The following is a 22,178-nucleotide window of genomic DNA, read 5'->3' on the forward strand; positions in this document are numbered from 1 at the left end:
AGCTTCGGGCTGCTGACACTGGTCAAGTGTCTGGGTAGCTGAAACATACCTGCGGCGATTAACGGGAGATCTCGGAATGAGTCAGTCAGTTGGTAAACGGCCTGTAGTGGAAAAGGAGCAGGCGACACTACGTCCAATTCGCATTCGTCATGCTCAGCCTCAAGCGTTGAATGCCCCGGGAATAGCCCCGGAGTTGATTGCAGACCCTAAGGACAATACGGTCAAGGTTGAGTACTTGGAAGATGACGGCAAAGTGCTCCAGATTACTATTCCTAATTGGCCAGTAATGGCGCCGGTTGGCAGGTATGACCTTCTGACGGTTACACATGAACAAACTGGCAAGACGCTTCTGGAAGAGCAGTTTGATATTAATGATGCCGGCCTTTTCCCGCTTCCGATCCCGTTTGATCGTTTGCAGTTGGAGCAGTGGGCGGATGGCGATCACAGTTTTAGTTACGAAGTAAAACAGTACACAGGTTCCACAACGGGATCGGATAAACTGACATTAAGATTTGACCGGAAACCCCCGTACGATAAAGCGACACCCGATGCATTTCCGGTGATTGCCGATATTACTGATGCGACTATTACAACAGTAAAACTTACATTGCCCGTTTATCCGGATCGGGCCGACGGCGACAAAGTGTTCTGGTTCTGGCTCAACAAAGTACCGGGTGAAGGTGAAGTCGTCGACCCCGATGGGGCCGTCGACGTGGGGGCATTGCCGCAGGATATCGCCGTGCCTGCCGACACCATCCGAGCGCTGGGAGATGGCGGTGTATACGCGCTGTACGTGCTGAAGGACAAGGCGGGTAATCTCAGCCGGCTTTCGGCTCCTCGAGCTGTGGGGGTGGCCATCGGCCCCCCGCCTGGCAGTTTCCAAGCCCCCCTCGTGGCGGCTGCCGATGATGGCGTGATCGACCAACAGGATGTCTTCGACGGTATCGTCGTGCAAGTGCTGGCCTTCGCCAACGCCAAGCCTACCGACGAGGTGCGGGTGATTTGGGGTAGCGATACGTCCGAGTGGCGCGAAGTGGGTAGCCTCAACGCCTTTCCGATGGATTTTCGGATAACTCCGACCGTCGTTTGGGACAGCTACGGCGCCGGCAGCACGGGCGCGGTTGCGGTGAAGGTGGCGTACGAAGTGCGCAGGGGCACCGTGCCGCAAGGTGGTCGGGACATCGATGTCATGGTCAATCTCGAGCGGGTTGGCCCAGTCGGCCCTGATCCAGATCCGGAGTGGCCGGAGCCGGTGAACCCGCGGCTGCCGCTTCCTGCTGTTTACGGCAAGAAATCCGACACCGAGAACACTTTGCTTCCTGATGATGAGTTCGAGGCTGCACGGTTACTTCTGAAAATTGATGCTTCATTGCAGGAGAACGACGTACTCACGTTCTACTGGGACGACACCCATCTCGACACATTGGACTATTCATTGGCAACAGACGATATCGGTGAAGATATGGAATTCGAGGTGCCATGGGCGGCCATAGCAGCGAGGGGCAACGATATCGTTCCAGTCCACTACAAGGTCAGGCGACCGGGCAACCCGAACGTTGTATGGTCCGATACCGTCGATGTAGACGTGACTGCCATCGGCATCCATCCGGAACAACCAAAGTTCCTGGGCGGCAATACCAGTGAACCTGTCGGCTGGCTGACCTGCGATGCGCTTTACGATGACGGTGATCCAGATAACCCGCTTGACCCTGCGATCCGTGTCCAGGTACCGGATCTGGCGCAGTATGGGCTCAAAGTGGGTGACAAGGTGACGCTGAAATGGACTGCCGTTCAAGGATTAGAAGGCGAAACACCAGTAGCTGGTGTGGATTTGGACGAAACAATCGACCTCACAGCGACCAACATCAATGGTTTCGTCTGGCGTGTACAGCCTTATGCAAAACATATTCTGCCCATCTTCAATCCTCCTATCCATGATGGGCGAGGAAGGGTCCACTACGAGTTTGAGTTGGCAGGGCGTACCTATGAATCGGACATCGAAGAGGAGGTTGTTGCCATGCACGACGCTGCGGGCTCCTGCCCATTGAGATCCAGACCCTGAGGATGTGAGGAAAGGCCGTCCATTCGGCATTTGTCGGCTTTTCCTACATATCGTGGCGGTTTTTCTTTGTAGCTTTGTAAGTCTTCGACGCATTTCTTACAGGCGAGCTTTCTTATGAAGTCTATTCAGTGTTTTGGTTTGAATGTGATAACCCGCAGCCTCAGAGCATCCTTGCTGCTGCTTTGGGCGGCTCCGGTTTGGAGGAAGGCATCATGCCTATGGATTCATCACACGGCGCCAATTTTCTCGACCCTCCTTCGACACCAGCGGCGTTGGAGGACATCCCGGATGGCGCGCCTGGGTTGTTGCCGGTTGCAACGCTGGGCCTTCCCTTGCGGATCGAGGTTCCAATGTGGCCGATTTCCAATCCTGGGCCCGGTGGCAACCGGGAAACTCTCTCTCTTTTCTGGAATGGCGACTTCATTGATGACAAGACCTGGTACGCCGAGATCGATCCTGCTGAGTTGTTCATCGATGTACCGGCCGACTACCTGCTCAAGGAAGGCGAGGTTCTGGTTACCTATTGCGTTCGGGGCTATAACGGAATGAAGACTGAATCCAGGGCCCTGACCTTGACCATCGATCGCACTGCACCGATTCTGGGAGGAGACAGAGGACGGCTTGAATTTCCTGACCTGGGCTCACAGCCGGTAACTGACAAGTTTCTCAAGGACCATGGCGAAGTGTTGCGGGCGAGCGTGCCGGACTATCAGGGATTCATGCCGGGCGACACGATCGTCTACTACTGGGATGACGAGCCGCTGGACAACACCCAGGTAGGCGAACGCACCTTGACCGCTGCGGATGCCGGCCAGCCGGTGCTCATTGAATATGACGGCAAGATGATCCGGGAGCGCGGTGATGGTGGCCGCTATGCGCAGTATCTGCTGCGTGATCGTGCCGGAAACACCAGCATGACGTCTGTGCCCAAGGCCGTCACCGTCGATGCCAAACCTGTACCTCGTGTATTGCCCTGGCCTGAAGTGCCGCTGGCGGCTGGCAGTCAGGAGCAGGTGGTTCTGCAACTGAGCGACATGTATGAGCCACTGGAAATACGGATACCCGATTCGGCTGTCATTCATCCGGGCGAGCCGTTCACGGTGGAATGGGCACCTGGATTTTTCGGTGAGCAGTTGCTGCCGGGTGTGGAGGGGGGGCGTCGCTACTGCATTGGCGAGCGTCACGTAGTTGCCATGAGCGGCAAGACGGTACCGCTGCGTTACAAGGTAGACGCAAGCGATGGCCCTTGGGTATCGGCTGTCAGGCAGGTCATGGTACAGCCGTTTCCACGCAACATGATGACTATCCCAAAGCTATCGGGTACCGAAGGTAATACCTTCTCATTGAAGGAGCAGGCGCAGAATCCTGCGATTACCCTGGCGCCCTGGAAACTGATCGGTCTGGACCAGAGGGTTCGCATCGACGTTACTGGGGTATCCGCTGAGGGTGCCGGTAGTGCTCTGCCAGTCATGCACGATCATGCGATCACCGAGGAAGAGGTGACCTCAGGGATCGGTGCAAACGGTGATGTAACGGTGCCACTGACATTCTTGGGCAGTTTGCAGCTGGGGCAGCAATTCTCGGTAGAGGTGAGGGTCAGTTTCGACGCCGGCCAAACCTGGCCGGACTTGCCGAATTTCGAGCCGCTACATATCACCTTGCAGCCTTGAGAGTCAGTGGCTGCCGGATGACGGCAGTAGAGGCACCATAGTCGTTGAGGGTATTGAAAGTTACCTGCAGCCCTTGCAGCCTGCGGATTTGCGTCAGCCGGTAGGACTGTTGGGCGAAAGGAAGTGCCATCGCCATGGCGCTGGGTTTTTCCGATTGCCCGGCACCACTGACTTCCAGTTGGTCGAAAGTGAAGTGAAATGGTGTCGGGTTGTCGACCACCAGATACAGGGCGTCATCGCGTTGCTGCAGAAACCAGTTCAGTTGCTTGACGTTATCCTGCGGCAAGCCCTTGAGTTGGGTGGGGCGATAGAACAGCTTGATGCGGGTACGCATGGCGACGTTCAACTGGTTCCGGCCAGACGTTTCCTGCTGCGGAATTTCCTGGACATTGAAGAAGAACAGCGACTCACGGTCTTGCGGAAGGTCGTTGGGCAGTCGGTTGATCTGCACCAGTTGGTCTTTGCCAGGGTCCAGGCGGAACAGCACCGGGGTTGGCACCAACGGTACGGCGGTGAGTGTATCGTCCGCCTGGGTATTGACCCACGTCTGCACGGCGAAAGGCCTGTTGGTCGGGTTGGCGACCACGACCGAAGAGCTGCGAGCGTCGCTGGCGTGAATCACCCGGGTAGCGTTGATGGTCAGCGCGGCTTCGGCGGCTGGCAGTGAAAGGGCCAGGCACAGAGGGAGCAGGGCGCGTCGGAGGCGTTGGTATCCAGTGTTAGACATGATTTGCACAGGGCGTTGTGAAGTAGGGGCCGCGCCGCGCTCGGCGCGGCCAGGGGGCTATTTCAGGTCGAACACGAAAGGAATCGTGGCGTTGACTGGCCCGGCGGTGACAACGGCTGCGGTCGAGCGCAGGTTGGCGTAGAACAGCATGTTGCTTTCGCCGGTGTCGTTCAGGTCATATTCCTTGGATTCGGCTCCCCAAGGGATGATGGCGCCGGTGTTGTCCTTGATTGCCAGCGCTACGCCAGCGGCGCTGCCAGGGTGCAGTGCATGCAGAGCGTCGCCCGTGCCTGCCGGGCCGTCTTTGCCAGCGAAGGATACGACACCTTTCTTGCCGGTCGGGTCGCAACCGGTTCCGGCAGTGATGCTAATGCCAAAGCCCAGAGGGGTCGACTCTTTGTCAATGGCGCCCGTGAGCTTGGAAGCTTCAGCCTCAGGCAACACGATTGGGTTCAGTGTCGCACCGCTATAAGGGTCGACAATCTCGATGGAGCAGGTGTTGCCGTTGACTTTGCCGGTGAAGAGGATGGTGTCGCTGTCTGGCAAGGCATGGGCCGTACTGGCGGCCACGGCCAAGCCGAGGGCGATCAAGGTCTTTTTCATTGGAAATACCCGTTGGTCAGTTTTGAGTCCTGGTCAGCGCTGGTCAGCAATTGCAGGGCCGCATGCAGGTTAAGCAGGCCGGCACCGAGCGTCTGTAAGGCGAATCAACATGAGCACGGGGGATTGCGGTTGGCTACAGCGTCAAGTCGCGCCTCGATCAGGCGCGACTGTCGAGGTGGTCAGTGGCTGGCAGAGTCGCCTGGTAACGAGAGCAGTTGTTTTTCCTGGTGCCAGTCGAACGGCTCGTCGTTCTGCTCCGCTTCGTAGCGGCGCTCTTCAAGGCGCTGGTACAGGTCCAGCTCCTCGTCAGGCATGTAGTGCAGGCAGTCTCCCCCGAAGAACCACAGCAGGTCGCGTGGTACCAGGTGCGCGATTTGCGGGTAGCGCTGGATCACCTGGCAGATCAGGTCCTGGCCCAGATATTGGCTTTCCAGCGGATTCTGCGGCAGCAGGCTCAGCAGTTCGTCGAAACGCTCGAGGAACAGGGCGTGGCTTTCCTCTGGTACCTGCTCGGCGTCACCCAGGGCCACCAGGATGGTACGCAGGTGGTTAAGCAGTTGCAGGTGATATTCCAGGTGGGGGTTGGCCATTGGGGCGGTCCTCGGGGTGGTTGAAACGGGGGCGGAGTATACGCGGGTTACAGAAGGGGCCGCAAAACGGCCCCCTGGCTCAGCGTACCTTGCCTGGTTCGGGCAGCAACTGTGTCTTGTCGAAGGCATCCACATCGATCACTGCCCGCCGGGCGTGCTCTGCCTCCTGCAGTCGTTGCCCCTCACCAGGCTGTAGCGCACCGCTTTCCACTGCCGCATCGATTATCGACTGCCCCGTTGCAGGCCGAACCTTGCCTTCCTTGATAGCCTGGTGCAGTGCCTTGTGCAGTGGGGCCGCCCCATCCAGCAAGTCGGCGGCCCGCTGTAGTGCCGCTACCGGGTCGCCTTCGGCCTGCGGGCGGAAGCAACCTGCAAGCAGCTCCTCCAGGGCTGGGTCGCCCTTGCTGCGACCGATCAACGCCGCCACTTCGGCATCCAGTTCATCGCTTGGGCCGGTGTGGCGGCGGCCGAAGGGGAACACCAGCACGCGCAACGCACAGCCGACAAAGCGGTTGGGGAAATTGTCGAGCAACCGATCCAGGGCTGTTTCTGCCTGGCCCAGGCTTTCTTCCATCGCCCAGCGCAGCAAAGGTTGCATATGTTCCGGTGAGCCCAGGTCGTGATATCGCTTGAGCGCAGCGCTGCCCAGGTACAAGTAACTCAGCACATCCCCCAGCCTTGCGCTCAGCCGTTCGCGGCGTTTCAGTGCGCCGCCCAGCAACATCATCGACAGGTCAGCCAGCATGGCGAAGGCCGCTGCCTGGCGGTTGAGTGCACGGAAGTAGCCTTGGCTCAGGGCATCGCCGGGCACGGATTCCAGTCGCCCCAGCCCCAGGCTGAGTATCAGTGTGCTGGCCGCATTGCCGGCGGCGAACATGATGTGTTTCATCAGCAGGTCATCGAATTCCCTCAATGCCTGGTCACCGTCCTCGCGCCCGGCCAAAGCCATTTCCTTGAGCACGAACGGATGGCAGCGGATGGCGCCCTGGCCGAAGATCATCAGGTTGCGCGAAAGAATGTTGGCGCCTTCGACGGTGATGAAGATCGGCGCGCCTTGCCAGTTGCGCCCCAGGTAGTTGTTCGGGCCCATGATGATGCCCTTGCCGCCATGCACATCCATGGCGTGCTGGATGCACTCGCGGCCACGCTCGGTGAGGTGGTACTTGAGGATCGCCGACAGCACCGAAGGTTTTTCGCCCAGGTCCACGGCCTTGGCGGTCAGCAGCCGCGCGCTGTCCATCAGCCAGGCATTGCCGCCGATGCGTGCCAGCGACTCCTGGATGCCTTCGAAGGCGGCCAACGGAACATTGAACTGTTCGCGGATATTGGCATATTGGCCGGTGACCAGGCTGGTGTATTTGGCAGCGCCAGTGCCTACGGCCGGCAGGGAGATGGAGCGGCCTACCGACAGGCAGTTCATCAGCATCATCCAGCCCTTGCCGAGCATGGCCTGGCCACCGATGAGGAAATCCAGCGGCACGAATACGTCCTTGCCGCTGTTGGGGCCGTTCATGAACGCGGCGCCCAGTGGCAGGTGGCGTTTGCCGATTTCGACGCCGGGCGTGTCGGTAGGGATCAGCGCCAGGCTGATACCCAGATCTTCCTGCTCGCCGAGCAGGTGGTCCGGGTCGTAGGCCTTGAACGCCAGGCCCAGCAGGGTGGCGACGGGCCCGAGGGTGATATAGCGCTTTTCCCAGTTCAGGCGCAGGCCGATGACCTCTTCGCCGTCCCATTGCCCCTTGCAGACCACGCCGGTGTCAGGCATGGCGCCTGCGTCGGAGCCGGCCAGCGGGCCGGTGAGGGCGAAGCAGGGGATTTCATCGCCACGCGCCAGGCGTGGCAGGTAATGGTTGCGTTGTTCGTCGGTGCCGTAATGCAACAGCAGCTCGGCCGGGCCGAGCGAGTTGGGCACCATCACGGTGGAAGCCAGGTCGCCGCTGCGGGTGGCCAGTTTCATCGCCACCTGGGAGTGGGCGTAGGCTGAAAAGCCCTTGCCGCCATATTCCTTGGGGATGATCAGGGCGAGGAAGCCATTCTGCTTGATATGTGCCCAGGCTTCGGCCGGCAGGTCCATGTCCTGGCCGATCTGCCAGTCGCTGACCATGGCGCACAGTTGTTCCGTCGGGCCGTCGATGAAGGCCTGTTCTTCTTCGGTCAGCTGCGGAGCCGGGTAGGCGAGCAGGGTGCGCCAATCGGGACGGCCGCTGAACAGTTCGCCGTCCCACCATACGGTGCCTGCGTCGATCGCCTCGCGCTCGGTCTGCGACATAGGAGGCAGGGTGCGCTGGAACCAGTTGAACACGGGGCCTGTGAATACCTTGCGGCGCCATTCCGGCAGCGCCACCAGGGCGACTTTCAGGGCCAGCACTATCCAGATCAGTGTCAGCAGCCAGCCGGGAGCACTGCTGAAAATGCCCATCAGCAGTACATAAGCCGCCATGATGCCAAGAATCTGCAAGGGCGCCAGGCGCCGGTGCGTGAGGTACGCCGCGCCGATCACCAGCACTACCAACCACAACAGCAACATAATCGGTCCTCCTTGGAACCAGGGGGTAAGCCGTCCCAGACAGCTTAGACGCAACGCTGCGAACGGCCGGGTCAGAACAGTGACAGGGTATGGCGGTGGGAGTTTCAGTCCGGTGTTTGTCTGTACCGGCCTCTTCGCGGGTGAACCCGCTCCCACAGGTACTGCATCACTCTCAGGTCTGGCGCAGAACCCTGTAGGAGCGGGTTTACCCGCGAAGAGGCCGGTACAGGCGACGAAAGTCTGGAGTAGACTGCACCACCTCCGCATTCATAAGGACGTTGCCATGCTGAAGATCTGGGGCCGCAAGAATTCGAGCAATGTGCGCAAGGCGCTATGGATCGCCCACGAACTGGGCCTGGATTTCGAGTCGATCGACGCCGGCGGCGCCTTCGGCGTGGTCAACGAGCCGCACTACCGTGCCCGCAACCCCAACGGCCTGGTGCCGATGCTGGAAGACGGCGACCTGACCCTGTGGGAGTCCAATACCATCGTCCGCTACCTGTGCGCCGAGTACGGTGCGGAGCAGGGCTGGTACCTGGACGACCCGCGTCAGCGCGCCCTGGCGGACAAGTGGATGGACTGGACCACCTCGTCCTTCGCCACGCCGTTCCGCCCACTGTTCTGGGGCCTGTTGCGCACCCCGGAAGACCAGCGCGACTGGGTGGCGATCAACGCTGCGCACAAGCAATGCGCCCAGCTGCTGGCCATTGCCGACGAGGCCCTGGCCAAACAGCCGTACCTTTCCGGTGACCAGATCGGCATGGGCGACATCCCACTGGGCAGCTTCATCTATGCCTGGTTCGAAATGCCCATCGAGCGCCCGGCCATGCATCACCTGGAGGCCTGGTACGAGCGCCTCAAGGCCCGCCCTGCGTACCAGGCAGCGGTAATGACTGCGCTGACCTGATCGAACACCACGGCCACTTCGATAGTCATTATCAATACACATGACTGTACTTGTGCGGCCAGGCCAAGCACCATTGGCCGCACTCACTGCGCCAGTGCCTTTACCTGGCGTGTCCTGCACCTTTTTCTCGGTAAGTGACCCGCTATGAGTTCCGCCCTGTCCATCCGACAGCTGACCAAGACCTACGGCAACGGCTTCCAGGCCCTCAAGGGCATCGATCTGGATGTTGCCGAAGGCGATTTCTTCGCCTTGCTCGGCCCCAACGGCGCGGGCAAGTCCACCACCATCGGCATCCTCTCCACCCTGGTGAACAAGACCAGCGGCACGGTCAACGTGTTCGGCCACGATCTGGATCGCGAGCCGTCGGCGCTCAAGCGTTGCCTGGGCGTGGTGCCGCAGGAGTTCAACTTCAACCAGTTCGAGAAAACCTTCGACATCGTCGTGACCCAGGCCGGTTACTACGGCATCCCGCCCAAGGTGGCCAAGGAGCGAGCCGAGCAGTACCTGACCCAGCTCGGCCTGTGGGACAAGCGTGACGTGCAGTCGCGTTCGCTGTCGGGGGGCATGAAGCGCCGCCTGATGATTGCCCGTGCGCTGATCCACGAGCCGCGCCTGCTGATTCTCGACGAGCCCACCGCCGGTGTGGACATCGAACTGCGCCGTTCGATGTGGAGCTTCCTCACCGAGCTGAACCAGAAGGGCATCACCATCATCCTCACCACCCACTACCTGGAAGAGGCCGAGCAGCTGTGCCGTAACATCGGCATCATCGACCACGGCACCATCGTCGAGAACACCAGCATGCGCCAGTTGCTGGGCAAGCTGCATGTCGAAACCTTCGTCCTCGACCTCAGGCAGGACCTGGCCACTGCACCGGTGCTGCAGGGCTACCCGTGCCGGCTGCTGACCCCGCACACCCTGGAAGTGCAGGTGGACAAGGACATCGGCATCACTGCGCTGTTCGGCCAGCTGGCGCTGCAGAACATCGAGGTGCAGAGCCTGCGCAACAAAACCAACCGACTCGAGGAGCTGTTCGTGTCCCTGGTGGAAAAAAACCTGTCGAAGGTGGCCGTATGAGTGTGGAACTGCGCACCAACTGGGTCGCCCTGAATACCATCGTCTACCGCGAGGTGCGGCGCTTCTTGCGTATCTGGCCGCAGACCCTGCTGCCGCCGGCGATCACCATGGTCCTGTACTTCGTCATCTTCGGTAACCTGATCGGCCGGCAGATCGGCGACATGGGTGGCTTCACCTACATGGAGTACATCGTGCCGGGGCTGATCATGATGTCGGTGATCACCAACTCCTACGGCAACGTGGTGTCGAGCTTCTTCGGCAGCAAGTTCCAGCGTTCTATCGAGGAGTTGATGGTATCGCCGGTTTCGCCACACACGATCCTCGTCGGTTATGTGCTGGGTGGCGTGCTGCGCGGCCTGGCGGTGGGCGTGATCGTGACCTTCCTGTCGCTGTTCTTCACCCACCTGCAGGTGCACCACCTGGGCGTGACCGTGGTCGTGGTGCTGCTGACCGCCACCATTTTCTCGCTGCTGGGCTTCGTCAATGCGGTGTTCGCGCGCAACTTCGACGACATCTCGATCATCCCGACCTTCGTGCTGACGCCGCTGACGTACCTGGGCGGGGTGTTCTATTCGATCAACCTGCTGCCGCCGTTCTGGCAGACCGTGTCGTTGGCCAACCCGGTGCTGCACATGGTCAACTCGTTCCGCTACGGCATTCTAGGGGTGTCGGATATCAGCATTGGTACGGCGATTACCTTCATGCTGGTCGCCACCGCGGTGCTCTACCTGGTGTGCGTTCGCCTGCTGGTCAGCGGCCGCGGCATGCGTGCCTGAAGCCTTGCACCGGTATTGGCGCAGACGCCACTGCCGGCCCACCCACCAGCGCCAGTAGAGCATGGTGGTGAAGTAGCCGAGGATGCCCAGCACCACACCGCACACTACCGAGCCGAGCAGGAAAGGTTGCCACAACGTCGACAGCTGGTCGGTGATCCACTGGAAAGTCAGCTCGTCGGGCAGGGTGCGCGGCGGTACCTGCATCAGCCAGGCGCCGGTCATGTAAGTGACGAAGAACACCGGTGGCATGGTCAGCGGGTTGGTCAGCCATACCAGGCTGACCGCGATCGGCAGGTTGCCGCGCAGCGGAATGGCCAGCGCGGCAGCCAACAGCATTTGCGCCGGCATCGGGATCAGCGCCGCGAACAGGCCAACGCCCATGGCCCTCGCCACCGAATGGCGGTTCAGGTGCCAGAGGTTCGGGTCATGCAGCAACTTGCCGAAAAAGCGTAAGGACTTGTGTTCCCGAATACTGGTCGGGTCCGGCATGTAGCGTTTGAAAAGTCGGCGCGGCATGTAGGCTCCCGGAGCGTTGATCCGGGCAGTATGCCCTGATTCCCGCTCAGCCTCGTTTAGAGTTTGTGACAATTGTTGAGCAAGCGCTGGCGGCAATTGGGCTATGCCTCAGAAGGTGATTTCGCTTCTGGAGCTCTACTTCATGCGCACAGGGATGTTTGCGCTCGCGCTCGGGCTGTTGTGTCTGGGCTTTCTCCCCGCATTGCCATCGGTCGGATGGCTGGTGCTGCTGGCTGTAGTCGGTGGCCTCGGCCTGTTCACGCGGCTGTGGCCGCTGGGCTGTTTTCTGTTGGGCCTGTGTTGGGCCTGCTGGTCTGCGCAGCAGGCCCTGGATGACCGCCTGGCCACCGGGCTGGATGGTCGCACCTTGTGGCTTGAGGGCCGGGTGGTCGGCCTGCCGACCCGGACTGCGCAGGGTGTGCGCTTCGAGCTGGACGCGGCCCGCTCGCGGCGGGCAGAGCTGCCGCAGCGCCTGCAACTGAGCTGGTTCGACGGCCCGCCGCTGCGCGCGGGCGAGCAGTGGCGGCTGGCGGTGACCTTGCAGCGCCCGGCCGGGCTGCTCAACCCGCATGGGCCGGACCGTGAGGCGCAATTGCTGGCGCGGCGGGTCGGTGCGACCGGTACGGTCAAGGCCGGGCAGTTGCTGGCGCCGGTTGCCGGCGGCTGGCGCGACACGCTGCGCCAGCGCCTGCTGGCAGTGGACGCCAATGGCCGGCAGGCAGCGTTGGTGGCGCTGGTGCTTGGCGACGGCGCGGGCCTGGCCCGGGAGGACTGGCAAACGTTGCAGGCCACCGGCACGGTGCACCTGCTGGTGATCTCCGGCCAGCACATCGGCTTGGTTGCCGGCTTGCTGTATGGCCTGGTTGCCGGGCTGGCGCGTTGGGGGCTGTGGCCCGCTCGTCTGCCGTGGCTGCCCTGGGCGTGTGGCTTGGCCATGGCTGCTGCACTGGTCTACGGTTGGTTGGCTGGTGGCGGTGTACCGGTGCAGCGTGCCTGCCTGATGCTGGCCGTGGTGTTGCTCTGGCGCCTGCGTTTTCGCCAACTGGGTGCGACCTTGCCGTTGTTGCTGGCGCTGGTTGCCGTACTGTTGCTGGAACCGTTGGCCGCGCTGCTGCCCGGGTTCTGGCTATCGTTCGCGGCCGTGGCCACGCTTGTCTATTGCTTCAGTGCCCGCCTGGGCAACTGGCGGCCCTGGCAGGCCTGGACGCGGGCGCAATGGGTGATTGCGATCGGCTTGTTGCCGGTACTGCTGGCTACGGGCTTGCCGGTGAGCTTGAGTGCGCCGCTGGCCAACCTTGTTGCGGTGCCGTGGGTCAGCTTGGCAGTGCTGCCATTGGCGTTGCTGGGCACTTTGCTGCTGCCGTTGGGCGGGGTAGGGGAGGCGCTGCTCTGGCTGGCGGGTGGTTTGCTTGATGTGCTTTTCCGGCTGCTGGCGCTGGCGGCCCAGCAGCCGGCGTGGCTGCCACCAGCCGTGCCGTTGTGGGCCTGGCTGCTGGTGTGCCTGGGTGCGCTGCTGGTTTTGATGCCCCGTGGCGTACCACTGCGCGGGTTGGGTGGCGTAATGCTGCTGGCGCTGTGGGTACCCCGGGAGACGGTGCCGTTCGGCCAGGTCGAGGTCTGGCAGCTGGACGTCGGCCAGGGGCTGGCGGTGCTGTTGCGCACTCGGCATCACAACCTGCTGTACGACGCCGGGCCGGCCAGGGGAGAGAGCGACCTGGGCGAGCGGTTGGTGTTGCCGACCTTGCGCAAGCTGGGGGTGGGCAGCCTGGACTTGATGCTGGTCAGCCACGCCCATGCCGACCACGCCGGTGGTGCTGGCGCAATCATACGTGGCCTGCCGGTTAAACGGCTGATCGGCGGCGAAGTGCTGGATGACATGCAACTGCAACCTTGTGCCAGTGGCGAGCAATGGACGTGGGATGGCGTGCGCTTTTCGCTGTGGCGCTGGGCTGATGGACAGAGCAGCAATGACCGCTCCTGTGCGTTGCTGGTCGAGGCGCAGGGTGAGCGGTTGTTGCTGGCGGGAGATATGGAAGCCGGTGCCGAACGGGCCTGGCTGGCGGCCACAGAAGCGCCGCGGATCGACTGGCTGCAGTCGCCGCACCATGGCAGCCGCAGTTCGTCCAGCGAGGCCTTCATCCGCGCCACGGCGCCGCGCGGGGTACTGATTTCGCGCGGGCGCAACAACAGCTTCGGGCACCCGCATGCGCAGGTGGTCGAACGTTATCGGCGGCATGGGGTGGTGATGCATGACACGGCGGAGCAGGGGGCGTTGCGGTTGGTGCTGGGGAGGCTGGGGGAGGTCGAGAGTGTGCGCCGACAGCGGCGTTTCTGGAGGGATGCGGGCGGTGGCTGAGCAGGCCCTTTCGCGGGTAAACCCGCTCCCACAGGTACTGCACTGAACCTGAGGATGGTACAAAACCTGTGGGAGCGGGTTCACCCGCGAAAGGGCCAGTTCAGCCACCCGACAGCTCAAGGTTGAAACCGGGGTAGGCCAATTCCCTGACCTCCGGCAGATGAGCCCCCGGCGCGCCTATGGTAGAGTGGCGGCCTTTTTCCGAAGGGGCGTTTACTGTGTGGGAATTGGTCAAGTCCGGTGGTTGGATGATGCTGCCGATCATTCTGAGCTCCATCGCTGCCATGGCTATCGTCGTCGAGCGCCTGTGGACCCTGCGCGTCAGTCGCGTCACCCCGCCGCACCTGCTCGGCCAGGTGTGGATATGGATCAAGGACAAGCAACTGACCAGTGACAAGCTCAAGGCCCTGCGTGCTGATTCGCCATTGGGCGAAATCCTTGCCGCCGGCCTGGCCAACTCGCGCCATGGTCGCGAAATCATGAAGGAATGCATCGAGGAGGCCGCCTCGCGCGTCATCCACGAACTGGAACGCTACATCAGCACCCTCGGCACCATCGCCGCCATGGCCCCGCTGCTGGGCCTGCTGGGCACCGTGCTGGGCATGATCGACATCTTCAGCGCCTTCATGGGCTCGCAGATGACCGCCAACGCCGCAGTGCTGGCCGGTGGTATCTCCAAGGCCCTGGTCACCACCGCGGCCGGCCTGATGGTCGGTATCCCGGCGGTATTCTTCCACCGCTTCCTGCTGCGCCGTATCGATGAGTTGGTGGTGGGCATGGAGCAGGAAGCGATCAAGCTGGTGGAAGTGATCCAGGGCGACCGCGAAGTGGAAGTGGCCGGAGGCAAGGCGTGAAGTTCCGGCGCAATCGCCAGCGGGAGAACGTCGACATCAACCTGGCGTCGCTGATCGACGTGGTGTTCGTCCTGCTGCTGTTTTTCGTGGTCACCACCACCTTCACCCGCGAGACCCAGCTGCGCGTCGAGCTGCCTGAAGCCGCCAGCGCCGAACCGGCGGCGCCCGACCAGGGCAAGCTCGTGGAAATCACCATCAGCGCCGAAGGCGTGTACTCGGTGAACAACCACCTGCTGCCCAAAAGCGACCTGGCCACCCTGAGCGAAGCGATCGAGCGTGAGTCGGGCGGCGACAACAAGCTGCCGCTGGCCATCAGCGCCGACGGCAAGACCCCGCACCAGGCCGTGGTCACTGCGATGGATGCCGCCGGCAAGCTCGGTTTCAGCCAGTTGCGCATGACCACTGTCGAGGCGGCCCAGGGCACACCTTGATGGCCTTCGCCGACCGTCTGCTCGCCGCCTGGTACGCCGGGCACCCGGCCCTGGCGCTGCTGCGCCCGCTGGAGGCGCTGTATCGCCGCGTGGTCACGCGCAAGCGGGCGCGTTTTCTCAGTGGCGAAAGTGCCAGCTACCGGGCCCCGGTGCCGGTCATCGTGGTGGGTAACATTACTGTGGGTGGTACCGGCAAGACGCCGATGATCCTCTGGCTGATCGAGCACTGCCGCAAGCAGGGTTTGAAGGTGGGCGTGGTCAGCCGTGGCTATGGCGCCAAACCGCCGCAGCTACCCTGGCGCGTGCAGCCCGATCAGGTGGCCGGGCAGGCCGGCGACGAACCGCTGCTGATCGTGCAGCGCACCGGCGTGCCGCTGATGATCGACCCCGACCGCTCCCGCGCCGTGCAGGCATTGCTGGCCAGCGAACCCCTCGACCTGATCCTGTGTGACGACGGCATGCAGCACTATCGCCTGGCGCGCGACCTGGAGCTGGTGCTGATCGATGCCGCACGCGGCCTGGGCAATGGCCGCTGCCTGCCGGCGGGGCCACTGCGTGAGCCCGCCGAGCGCCTGCACGAGGCTGACGCAGTGCTGTTCAACGGCGCCAGCGCAGACCGCGCCGATGGTTTCGGCTTCCGCCTGCAGCCGTCCGCCCTGGTCAACCTGCGCAGTGGCGAGCGCCGTGCGCTTGACCATTTTCCCGCAGGCCAGCGCCTGCACGCGGTGGCCGGTATCGGCAACCCGCAACGTTTCTTCAATACCCTGCTGGGGCTAAACTGGCAGCCGGTGCCGCATCCCTTTGCCGACCATGCGCAGTTCAGCGCCCGGAGCCTGGCCTTCAGCCCGCCGCTGCCGCTGGTCATGACCGAGAAGGATGCGGTGAAATGCCGGGCCTTCGCCGCTGACGACTGGTGGTACCTGGCCGTCGAGGCGCAGCCCACGCCGGCTTTCAGCGCCTGGTTCGACAACCAGTTGCAACGCTTGCTGCGCAAGCCCTGAGCCCTTTTTCAATTCCCGGCCACCTGGCCTAAAGGAAGCCTCAAATGGACACCAAACTGCTCGATATCCTGGCCTGCCCGATCACCAAAGGCCCGCTCAAGCTCAGTGCTGACAAGACCGAGCTGATCAGCAAGGGCGCCGGCCTGGCCTACCCGATCCGCGACGGCATCCCGGTCATGCTGGAAAGCGAGGCGCGCACCCTGACTGATGAAGAGCGTCTGGACAAATGAGCCTGGATTTCACCGTGGTGATCCCCGCCCGTCTGCGCTCCACACGACTGCCGGGCAAGCCATTGCTGCTGATCGCTGGCAAGCCGATGGTGCAGCACGTGTGGGAACAGGCCCGCAAGAGCGGCGCGGGCCGCGTAGTCATCGCCACCGATGACGCCAGCATTCTGGAGGCCTGTCAGGCCTTCGGAGCTGAAGTGCTGATGACCCGTGCTGACCATGAGTCCGGCACCGATCGCCTGGCCGAAGTGGTCGCACACCTGGGGCTGCCGGCCGATGCCATCGTGGTCAACGTACAGGGCGACGAGCCGCTGATCCCGCCGGTGATCATCGACCAGGTGGCAGCCAACCTGGCGGCGCATCCGGAAGCCGGCATCTCCACCCTGGCCGAACCGATCCATGAGCCGGAAACCGTGTTCAACCCCAATGCGGTCAAGGTGGTCAGCGACAAGAACGGCCTCGCCCTGGCCTTCAGCCGTGCGCCGCTGCCCTGGGCCCGCGATGCTTTTGCCAAGGACCGCAACCTGTTGCCAGAAGGCGTGCCATATCGCCGCCACATCGGCATGTACGCCTACCGCGTCGGCTTCCTGCAGGACTTCGTCAGTTGGGGCCCATGCTGGCTCGAGCAGACCGAAGCGCTGGAGCAGCTGCGTGCCTTGTGGCATGGCGTGCGCATCCACGTCGAAGACGCCATCGAGGCGCCTGCCGTGGGCGTGGATACCCCTGAAGACCTGGAGCGCGTACGGCGCTTGCTGGAGGCCTGATGCGCGTCCTGTTCGTCTGCCTCGGCAATATCTGTCGCTCGCCCACCGCCGAAGGCGTGCTGCGCCATCAATTGCGGGCTGCCGGGCTTGCCGACCGGGTGCATGTGGCCTCGGCCGGCACCGGCGACTGGCACGTCGGCAATGCGCCTGACAGCCGCACCTGCAAGGCAGCGCTGGCGCGTGGCTATGACCTCTCGCAGCAACGCGCCCAGCAGGTCAAGGCGGCGCACTTTGCCGAATATGACCTGATCCTGGCCATGGACGAAAGCAACCTCGGCCATTTGCGTGCGATGCGCCCGCACACGGCAGTGGGCGAGCTCGACCTGTTCCTGCGCCGTTATGGCGCAGCGCTGGATGAAGTGCCGGACCCGTACTACGGTGGCGCCGACGGCTTCGAGCAGGTGCTCGACTTGGTTGAAGCGGCGTGCCAGGCACTGGTCCTGGAAATCAAGGGGCGGCTATGACAGTGCAGTGGCAGGAGCAGGTATCGCTCAAGCCGTACAACACCTTTGGCATCGACGTGAAGGCGCGGTATTTCACCCAGGCACATGATGACCAGGAGGTGCGCCTGGCGCTGGCCCAGGCGCAGCAAGGCGGCGTGCCGGTGCTGGTGATTGGAGGTGGCAGCAACCTGCTGCTGACCCGCGATATCGATGCGCTGGTGCTGCATATGGCCAGCCGTGGTCGGCGCGTGCTCAGCGACGATGGCGAACGTATCGTGGTCGAGGCCGAGGCCGGTGAGCCGTGGCACCCGTTCGTGCAGTGGACACTGGCGCAGGGCTATTGCGGGCTGGAGAACCTCAGCCTGATCCCCGGCACCGTGGGCGCCGCGCCGATGCAGAACGTGGGCGCCTATGGCGTGGAGATCAAGGACGTATTTGTCGGCTTGACCGCCCTGGACCGCGAGACCGGCGAGCTGCGTGACTTCGGCCTGGCTGAATGTGCCTTCGGGTATCGCGACAGCCTGTTCAAGCGCAACCCTGGGCGTTGGTTGATCCTGCGTGTGCGCTTTGCCTTGAGCCGTACGCTACAGGCTCACCTGGACTACGGCCCGGTGCGCCAGCGCCTGGCGGAACAGGGCGTGACCGAGCCGACCGCGCAGGCGATCAGCGAGGCAATCTGCAGCATTCGCCGCGAGAAGCTCCCAGACCCGGCAGAGCTGGGTAATGCCGGGAGCTTCTTCAAGAATCCGGTGGTCTCGGCGGAGCTGGTCGAGCGTATCCGTGCGCAGTACCCGGGAGTGGTGGCTTATCCCCAGGCCGATGGCCAAGTGAAGCTGGCGGCAGGCTGGTTGATCGAGCAGGCTGGCTGGAAGGGCCACCGCGAGGGGGATGCGGGGGTGCATCGTTTGCAGTCGTTGGTGCTGGTCAACTACGGCCAGGCGAGCGGGGCGCAGATGCATGCACTGGCGCGGCGGATCCAGGCCGATATCTTCGAGCGGTTCGGGGTCGAACTGGAGATGGAGCCTAACCTCTACTGATTCAGTGCCTGGGCTGGCCCTTTCGCGGCTGAAGCCGCTCCCACAGGGACTTCATAGGGCCTGAGGGTGGTGGGCACTGTGGGAGCGGGTTTACCCGCGAAGAGGCAGGTACAGGAAAAACGTCCAGCCAAGAAAAAGCCCCGCCAGTGTGAACTGGCGGGGCTTTTTCATTCAGCCTTGGCTATCAACCGTGATGAGGCTTTTGCTCATCGCTGGCTTCCAGGGCTGGCTCCTCGGTGGCTGCGGCAGCTTCCTGTGCGGCCTTGGCGGCAGCCTCGGCCTCACGCTTGCGGCGACGCACTTCACGCGGGTCGTTCGGCGCACGGCCGTTGGCCAGCATGACAGTGGCAGGCTCCACTGCCGCAGGGGCTTCGACCGGTGCAGGCTCGACGGCCACTGGGGCAGGCTCGGCCACCACTTCTGGCTGGGCTTCGACAACCGGGGCAGGTTGCTCGGCAACCGGAGCGGCTTCGATCACGGCCGGGGCCTGCTCGATTTCACCGGCCTCGACGGCAGGCGCTTCTACCGGTGCTTCGGCAACCACTACCGGTTCGGCAGCAGGTGCTTCCTCGGCCGCTGGCTGCGGAGCGATTTCGACCACTGGCTCGGCAGTTGCCTCGACCACGGCTACAGGCTCGCTGACCGGCTGCTCGACCACTGGGGCCTCGGCCACTTCTTCAGCCTTGGTGGCAGCTTCGACCTGCTCGAACTTCTCAGCCTGCTCGACCGGCTGGGCGACTTCGGCGGTGGCAAGCTCGGCCTGCTGGTTGGCCTGGGCTTCGGCGTTGGCACTGATGTTGCTGCTGGCGACAGCGGCAGTCACGGCCAGGCCGGCGGCCAGTTCGGCACCCAGCTCGGAGGCCTGGTGCTGTCGTGGCTGCTCTTCGCTGCCTTCTTCCTCGCTGCCATCGATCAGCTCGCCGTTGGCGTTGCGCTGACGCTCACGACGGTTGCTGCGACGACGCTGGCCACGGGAACGGCGGCGCGGGCGCTCGCCATCGGTGCCTTCCTGTTCGTCCTGCAGCAGCTCTTCGTTCGGCAGTTGCTCTTCGGCCAGCTCGGCAGCCTGCTCGGCCGCTTCTTCGGCTACGCGTGGCTGACGTTCTTCGCGTGGTGGGCGAGGGGCGCGTTCTTCGCGTGGAGCACGTTCTTCACGAGGTGCGCGCTCTTCACGAGGAGCACGTTCTTCGCGAGGTGCGCGTTCTTCACGTGGAGCACGTTCTTCACGAGGTGCGCGCTCTTCACGTGGTGCGCGTTCCTCGCGAGGTGCACGCTCTTCACGCGGGGCACGTTCTTCACGGGCTACACGTTCCTCGCGCGGCTGACGTTCTTCACGCTCGGCAGGGGTGGCGTCCAGTGGCTCGCGCAGTTCGCGCACGCGCTCTTCGCCACGGTTGCCGCGGCGGTCTTCGCGTGGCTGGCGTGGAGCACGCTCTTCGCGTGGAGCACGTTCTTCACGCGGTGGACGCTCTTCGCGTGGGGCGCGTTCTTCACGTGGTGCACGCTCTTCGCGCGGAGCACGTTCTTCACGAGGTGCACGCTCGGCACGCTCTTCACGCGGCTTGCGCTCTTCGTCGCGGCGGCCGTTGCGGTTGCGGCTTTGCTGGCGGCCGTTGCGGCGTTCTTCGTTGCGTGGGCTGCGCTCGGCGGCCGGCTTCTCGGTGGCAGTGACAACCGGCGCGGCGGCAGGCTCTTCCTTGCCGGCGAACAGGCTTACCAGCGACTTCACCAGGCCCTTGAACAGGCTTGGCTCCGGGGCGACCGGGGCAGGGGCGACCGGTGCGGCTGGCTGCGGTTCTTCGACGGTGGCCGGTACCGGCGCGTTGGCGCGGGCCGGGGCGGTCTTGACCGCGGCTTCCTGGCGAACCAGGGTGCGAGTGGCGGTCGGCTGCGGCGCTTCTTCGGCCTCGGCGGCGGCGATCTCGTAGCTGGACTGGTTGCTCAGCACTTCCGGGTTGTCGTCGCGCAGGCGCTGGACTTCGAAGTGCGGGGTTTCCAGGTGATCGTTCGGCAGGATGATGATGCGCGCACGGGTGCGCAGTTCGATCTTGGTGATCGAGTTGCGCTTCTCGTTGAGCAGGAAGGCTGCCACCGGGATCGGCACCTGGGCGCGAACTTCGGCGGTGCGGTCCTTCAGGGCTTCTTCTTCGATCAGGCGCAGGATGGCCAGCGACAGCGATTCGACGTCACGGATGATGCCGGTGCCGGAGCAGCGTGGGCAGACGATGCCGCTGCTTTCGCCCAGCGAAGGGCGCAGGCGCTGACGGGACATTTCCAGCAGGCCGAAGCGCGAGATGCGGCCGACCTGGACGCGGGCGCGGTCGGCTTCCAGGCACTCGCGAACACGTTCTTCGACGGCGCGCTGGTTTTTCGCCGGGGTCATGTCGATGAAGTCGATGACGATCAGGCCACCGATGTCACGCAGGCGCAGCTGGCGGGCGATTTCCTCGGCCGCTTCCAGGTTGGTCTGCAGGGCGGTTTCTTCGATGTCGCTGCCTTTGGTGGCACGCGCCGAGTTGATGTCGATCGACACCAGGGCTTCGGTCGGGTCGATCACGATCGAACCGCCGGACGGCAGGTCGACCACGCGCTGGAAGGCGGTCTCGATCTGGCTTTCGATCTGGAAGCGGTTGAACAGCGGCACGCTGTCTTCGTACAGCTTGACCTTGCTGGCGTACTGCGGCATGACCTGGCGGATGAAGGTCAGGGCTTCTTCCTGGGCATCGATGCTGTCGATCAGCACTTCGCCGATGTCCTGGCGCAGGTAGTCGCGGATGGCGCGAATGATGACGTTGCTTTCCTGGTAGATCAGGAATGGCGCGGCGCGGTCCTGGGACGCTTCCTTGATGGCGGTCCACAGTTGCAGCAGGTAGTCGAGGTCCCACTGCATTTCTTCGCTGCTGCGGCCAAGGCCGGCAGTACGCACGATCAGGCCCATGTCGCCCGGCACGGTCAGGCCGTTCAGGGCTTCACGCAGTTCGTTGCGCTCTTCGCCTTCGATGCGGCGGGAGATGCCACCGGCGCGCGGGTTGTTCGGCATCAGCACCAGGTAGCGGCCGGCCAGGCTGATGAAGGTGGTGAGGGCGGCGCCTTTGTTGCCACGCTCTTCCTTCTCGACCTGGACGATGACTTCCTGGCCTTCGCTCAGTACTTCCTTGATGTTGACCCGCCCTTCGGGGGCTTTCTTGAAGTATTCGCGGGAGATTTCTTTCAGCGGCAGGAAGCCGTGACGTTCGGAGCCGAAGTCGACGAAGGCGGCTTCGAGGCTGGGTTCGATGCGGGTGATCTTGCCTTTGTAGATGTTGGCCTTTTTCTGCTCGCGCGCGCCGGACTCGATGTCCAGGTCGTAGAGACGTTGGCCGTCCACCAGGGCTACACGCAACTCTTCGGGTTGAGTCGCGTTAATCAGCATTCTTTTCATGTTGTACCGTCGGTTTCCGGGCTGCCGGAAACGGCGTTCGGCACACACGACGTCTCATGGTCGGTGCCAAGGTGCGCAAAGGGTGGCCGGGCCACCCCCGTGTCGAGCAACGTTCGGCACCAGCCGGTTGCCCAGCCTGCCGTTGTCGCGACGACGCGTCCTGTTTGCTGCGGTGCCAACAAGGCCCCG

At 63.2% G+C, this 22,178-nt stretch carries 18 protein-coding genes and 1 pseudogene; 13 read left to right on the plus strand and 6 right to left on the minus strand.

The window, feature by feature from the left end:
- Window positions 1-76 precede the first annotated feature (76 nt).
- Window positions 77-2,062, plus strand: a complete 1,986-nt coding sequence (locus NY023_RS07890) for a hypothetical protein (RefSeq protein ID WP_044046918.1) — start codon at window positions 77-79, stop codon at window positions 2,060-2,062.
- A 212-nt stretch (window positions 2,063-2,274) separates the two neighbouring features.
- On the plus strand, window positions 2,275-3,732 hold the full coding sequence (locus NY023_RS07895; RefSeq protein WP_049798437.1) for a hypothetical protein: 1,458 nt from the start codon (window positions 2,275-2,277) through the stop codon (window positions 3,730-3,732).
- Here the strand turns inward: NY023_RS07895 and NY023_RS07900 are convergent.
- The 4 genes from NY023_RS07900 to NY023_RS07915 all read right to left on the minus strand — a co-directional run bounded on the left by NY023_RS07900 (window position 3,716) and on the right by NY023_RS07915 (window position 8,179).
- Window positions 3,716-4,459, minus strand: a complete 744-nt coding sequence (locus NY023_RS07900) for a molecular chaperone (RefSeq protein ID WP_031324438.1) — start codon at window positions 4,457-4,459, stop codon at window positions 3,716-3,718. The genes NY023_RS07895 and NY023_RS07900 overlap by 17 nt on opposite strands.
- Window positions 4,460-4,516: 57 nt before the next feature.
- Window positions 4,517-5,062: a fimbrial protein gene (locus NY023_RS07905; protein ID WP_013971556.1), complete on the minus strand. Its 546-nt coding sequence runs from the start codon at window positions 5,060-5,062 to the stop codon at window positions 4,517-4,519.
- Between the two features lie 179 nt (window positions 5,063-5,241).
- Window positions 5,242-5,652 carry a PA2817 family protein gene (locus tag NY023_RS07910; protein ID WP_013971557.1) on the minus strand — a complete coding sequence of 137 codons (411 nt, stop codon included), beginning with the start codon at window positions 5,650-5,652 and terminating at the stop codon, window positions 5,242-5,244.
- A 79-nt stretch (window positions 5,653-5,731) separates the two neighbouring features.
- Window positions 5,732-8,179: an acyl-CoA dehydrogenase gene (locus NY023_RS07915; RefSeq protein WP_013971558.1), complete on the minus strand. Its 2,448-nt coding sequence runs from the start codon at window positions 8,177-8,179 to the stop codon at window positions 5,732-5,734.
- Between the two features lie 283 nt (window positions 8,180-8,462).
- Between NY023_RS07915 and NY023_RS07920 the strand changes: the two genes are divergently transcribed.
- The 3 genes from NY023_RS07920 (at window position 8,463) to NY023_RS07930 (ending at window position 10,939) form a co-directional block, all read left to right on the plus strand.
- Window positions 8,463-9,086, plus strand: a complete 624-nt coding sequence (locus NY023_RS07920; RefSeq protein WP_013971559.1) for a glutathione S-transferase — start codon at window positions 8,463-8,465, stop codon at window positions 9,084-9,086.
- Between the two features lie 144 nt (window positions 9,087-9,230).
- Window positions 9,231-10,163, plus strand: coding sequence for an ABC transporter ATP-binding protein (locus NY023_RS07925; RefSeq protein WP_013971560.1), 933 nt, complete (start codon window positions 9,231-9,233; stop codon window positions 10,161-10,163).
- Window positions 10,160-10,939, plus strand: coding sequence for an ABC transporter permease (locus tag NY023_RS07930; protein WP_003260104.1), 780 nt, complete (start codon window positions 10,160-10,162; stop codon window positions 10,937-10,939). Before NY023_RS07925 ends, NY023_RS07930 begins: the two co-directional genes overlap by 4 nt.
- 9 nt (window positions 10,940-10,948) lie before the next feature.
- On the opposite strand, the pseudogene NY023_RS07935 reads toward NY023_RS07930, so the two are convergent.
- Window positions 10,949-11,455: pseudogene (locus NY023_RS07935) on the minus strand (DUF2062 domain-containing protein); the annotation flags it as partial.
- Window positions 11,456-11,597: 142 nt separating this feature from the next.
- Between NY023_RS07935 and NY023_RS07940 the strand changes: the two are divergent.
- The 8 genes from NY023_RS07940 to murB all read left to right on the plus strand — a co-directional run bounded on the left by NY023_RS07940 (window position 11,598) and on the right by murB (window position 18,568).
- Window positions 11,598-13,811, plus strand: a complete 2,214-nt coding sequence (locus NY023_RS07940) for a DNA internalization-related competence protein ComEC/Rec2 (protein WP_044047228.1) — start codon at window positions 11,598-11,600, stop codon at window positions 13,809-13,811.
- A 218-nt stretch (window positions 13,812-14,029) separates the two neighbouring features.
- Window positions 14,030-14,665, plus strand: coding sequence for a MotA/TolQ/ExbB proton channel family protein (locus NY023_RS07945; RefSeq protein ID WP_003259970.1), 636 nt, complete (start codon window positions 14,030-14,032; stop codon window positions 14,663-14,665).
- On the plus strand, window positions 14,662-15,096 hold the full coding sequence (locus NY023_RS07950) for an ExbD/TolR family protein (RefSeq protein ID WP_013971564.1): 435 nt from the start codon (window positions 14,662-14,664) through the stop codon (window positions 15,094-15,096). Before NY023_RS07945 ends, NY023_RS07950 begins: the two co-directional genes overlap by 4 nt.
- Complete coding sequence (gene lpxK, locus NY023_RS07955) at window positions 15,096-16,097, plus strand: tetraacyldisaccharide 4'-kinase (protein WP_013971565.1); 1,002 nt, start codon at window positions 15,096-15,098, stop codon at window positions 16,095-16,097. The genes NY023_RS07950 and lpxK overlap by 1 nt, the downstream gene beginning before the upstream one ends.
- A 44-nt stretch (window positions 16,098-16,141) precedes the next feature.
- Window positions 16,142-16,327 carry a Trm112 family protein gene (locus tag NY023_RS07960; RefSeq protein ID WP_011532874.1) on the plus strand — a complete coding sequence of 62 codons (186 nt, stop codon included), beginning with the start codon at window positions 16,142-16,144 and terminating at the stop codon, window positions 16,325-16,327.
- The gene (gene kdsB, locus NY023_RS07965) at window positions 16,324-17,088 is read left to right on the plus strand and encodes a 3-deoxy-manno-octulosonate cytidylyltransferase (RefSeq protein ID WP_013971566.1); all 765 of its coding nucleotides are present in this window, start codon (window positions 16,324-16,326) and stop codon (window positions 17,086-17,088) included. Before NY023_RS07960 ends, kdsB begins: the two co-directional genes overlap by 4 nt.
- A complete protein-coding gene (locus NY023_RS07970; protein ID WP_013971567.1) occupies window positions 17,088-17,552 on the plus strand; it encodes a low molecular weight protein-tyrosine-phosphatase in 465 nt (154 codons plus the stop codon). The genes kdsB and NY023_RS07970 overlap by 1 nt, the downstream gene beginning before the upstream one ends.
- The gene (gene murB / locus NY023_RS07975) at window positions 17,549-18,568 is read left to right on the plus strand and encodes a UDP-N-acetylmuramate dehydrogenase (RefSeq protein ID WP_044046919.1); all 1,020 of its coding nucleotides are present in this window, start codon (window positions 17,549-17,551) and stop codon (window positions 18,566-18,568) included. The genes NY023_RS07970 and murB overlap by 4 nt, the downstream gene beginning before the upstream one ends.
- Window positions 18,569-18,752: 184 nt before the next feature.
- Here murB and rne read toward each other — a convergent pair whose 3' ends face one another.
- Window positions 18,753-21,989: a ribonuclease E gene (rne, locus tag NY023_RS07980; RefSeq protein ID WP_044046920.1), complete on the minus strand. Its 3,237-nt coding sequence runs from the start codon at window positions 21,987-21,989 to the stop codon at window positions 18,753-18,755.
- Window positions 21,990-22,178: the final 189 nt, after the last annotated feature.

The organism is Pseudomonas sp. NBB (genome assembly GCF_032701105.1).
Lineage (GTDB): Bacteria > Pseudomonadota > Gammaproteobacteria > Pseudomonadales > Pseudomonadaceae > Aquipseudomonas > Aquipseudomonas asiatica.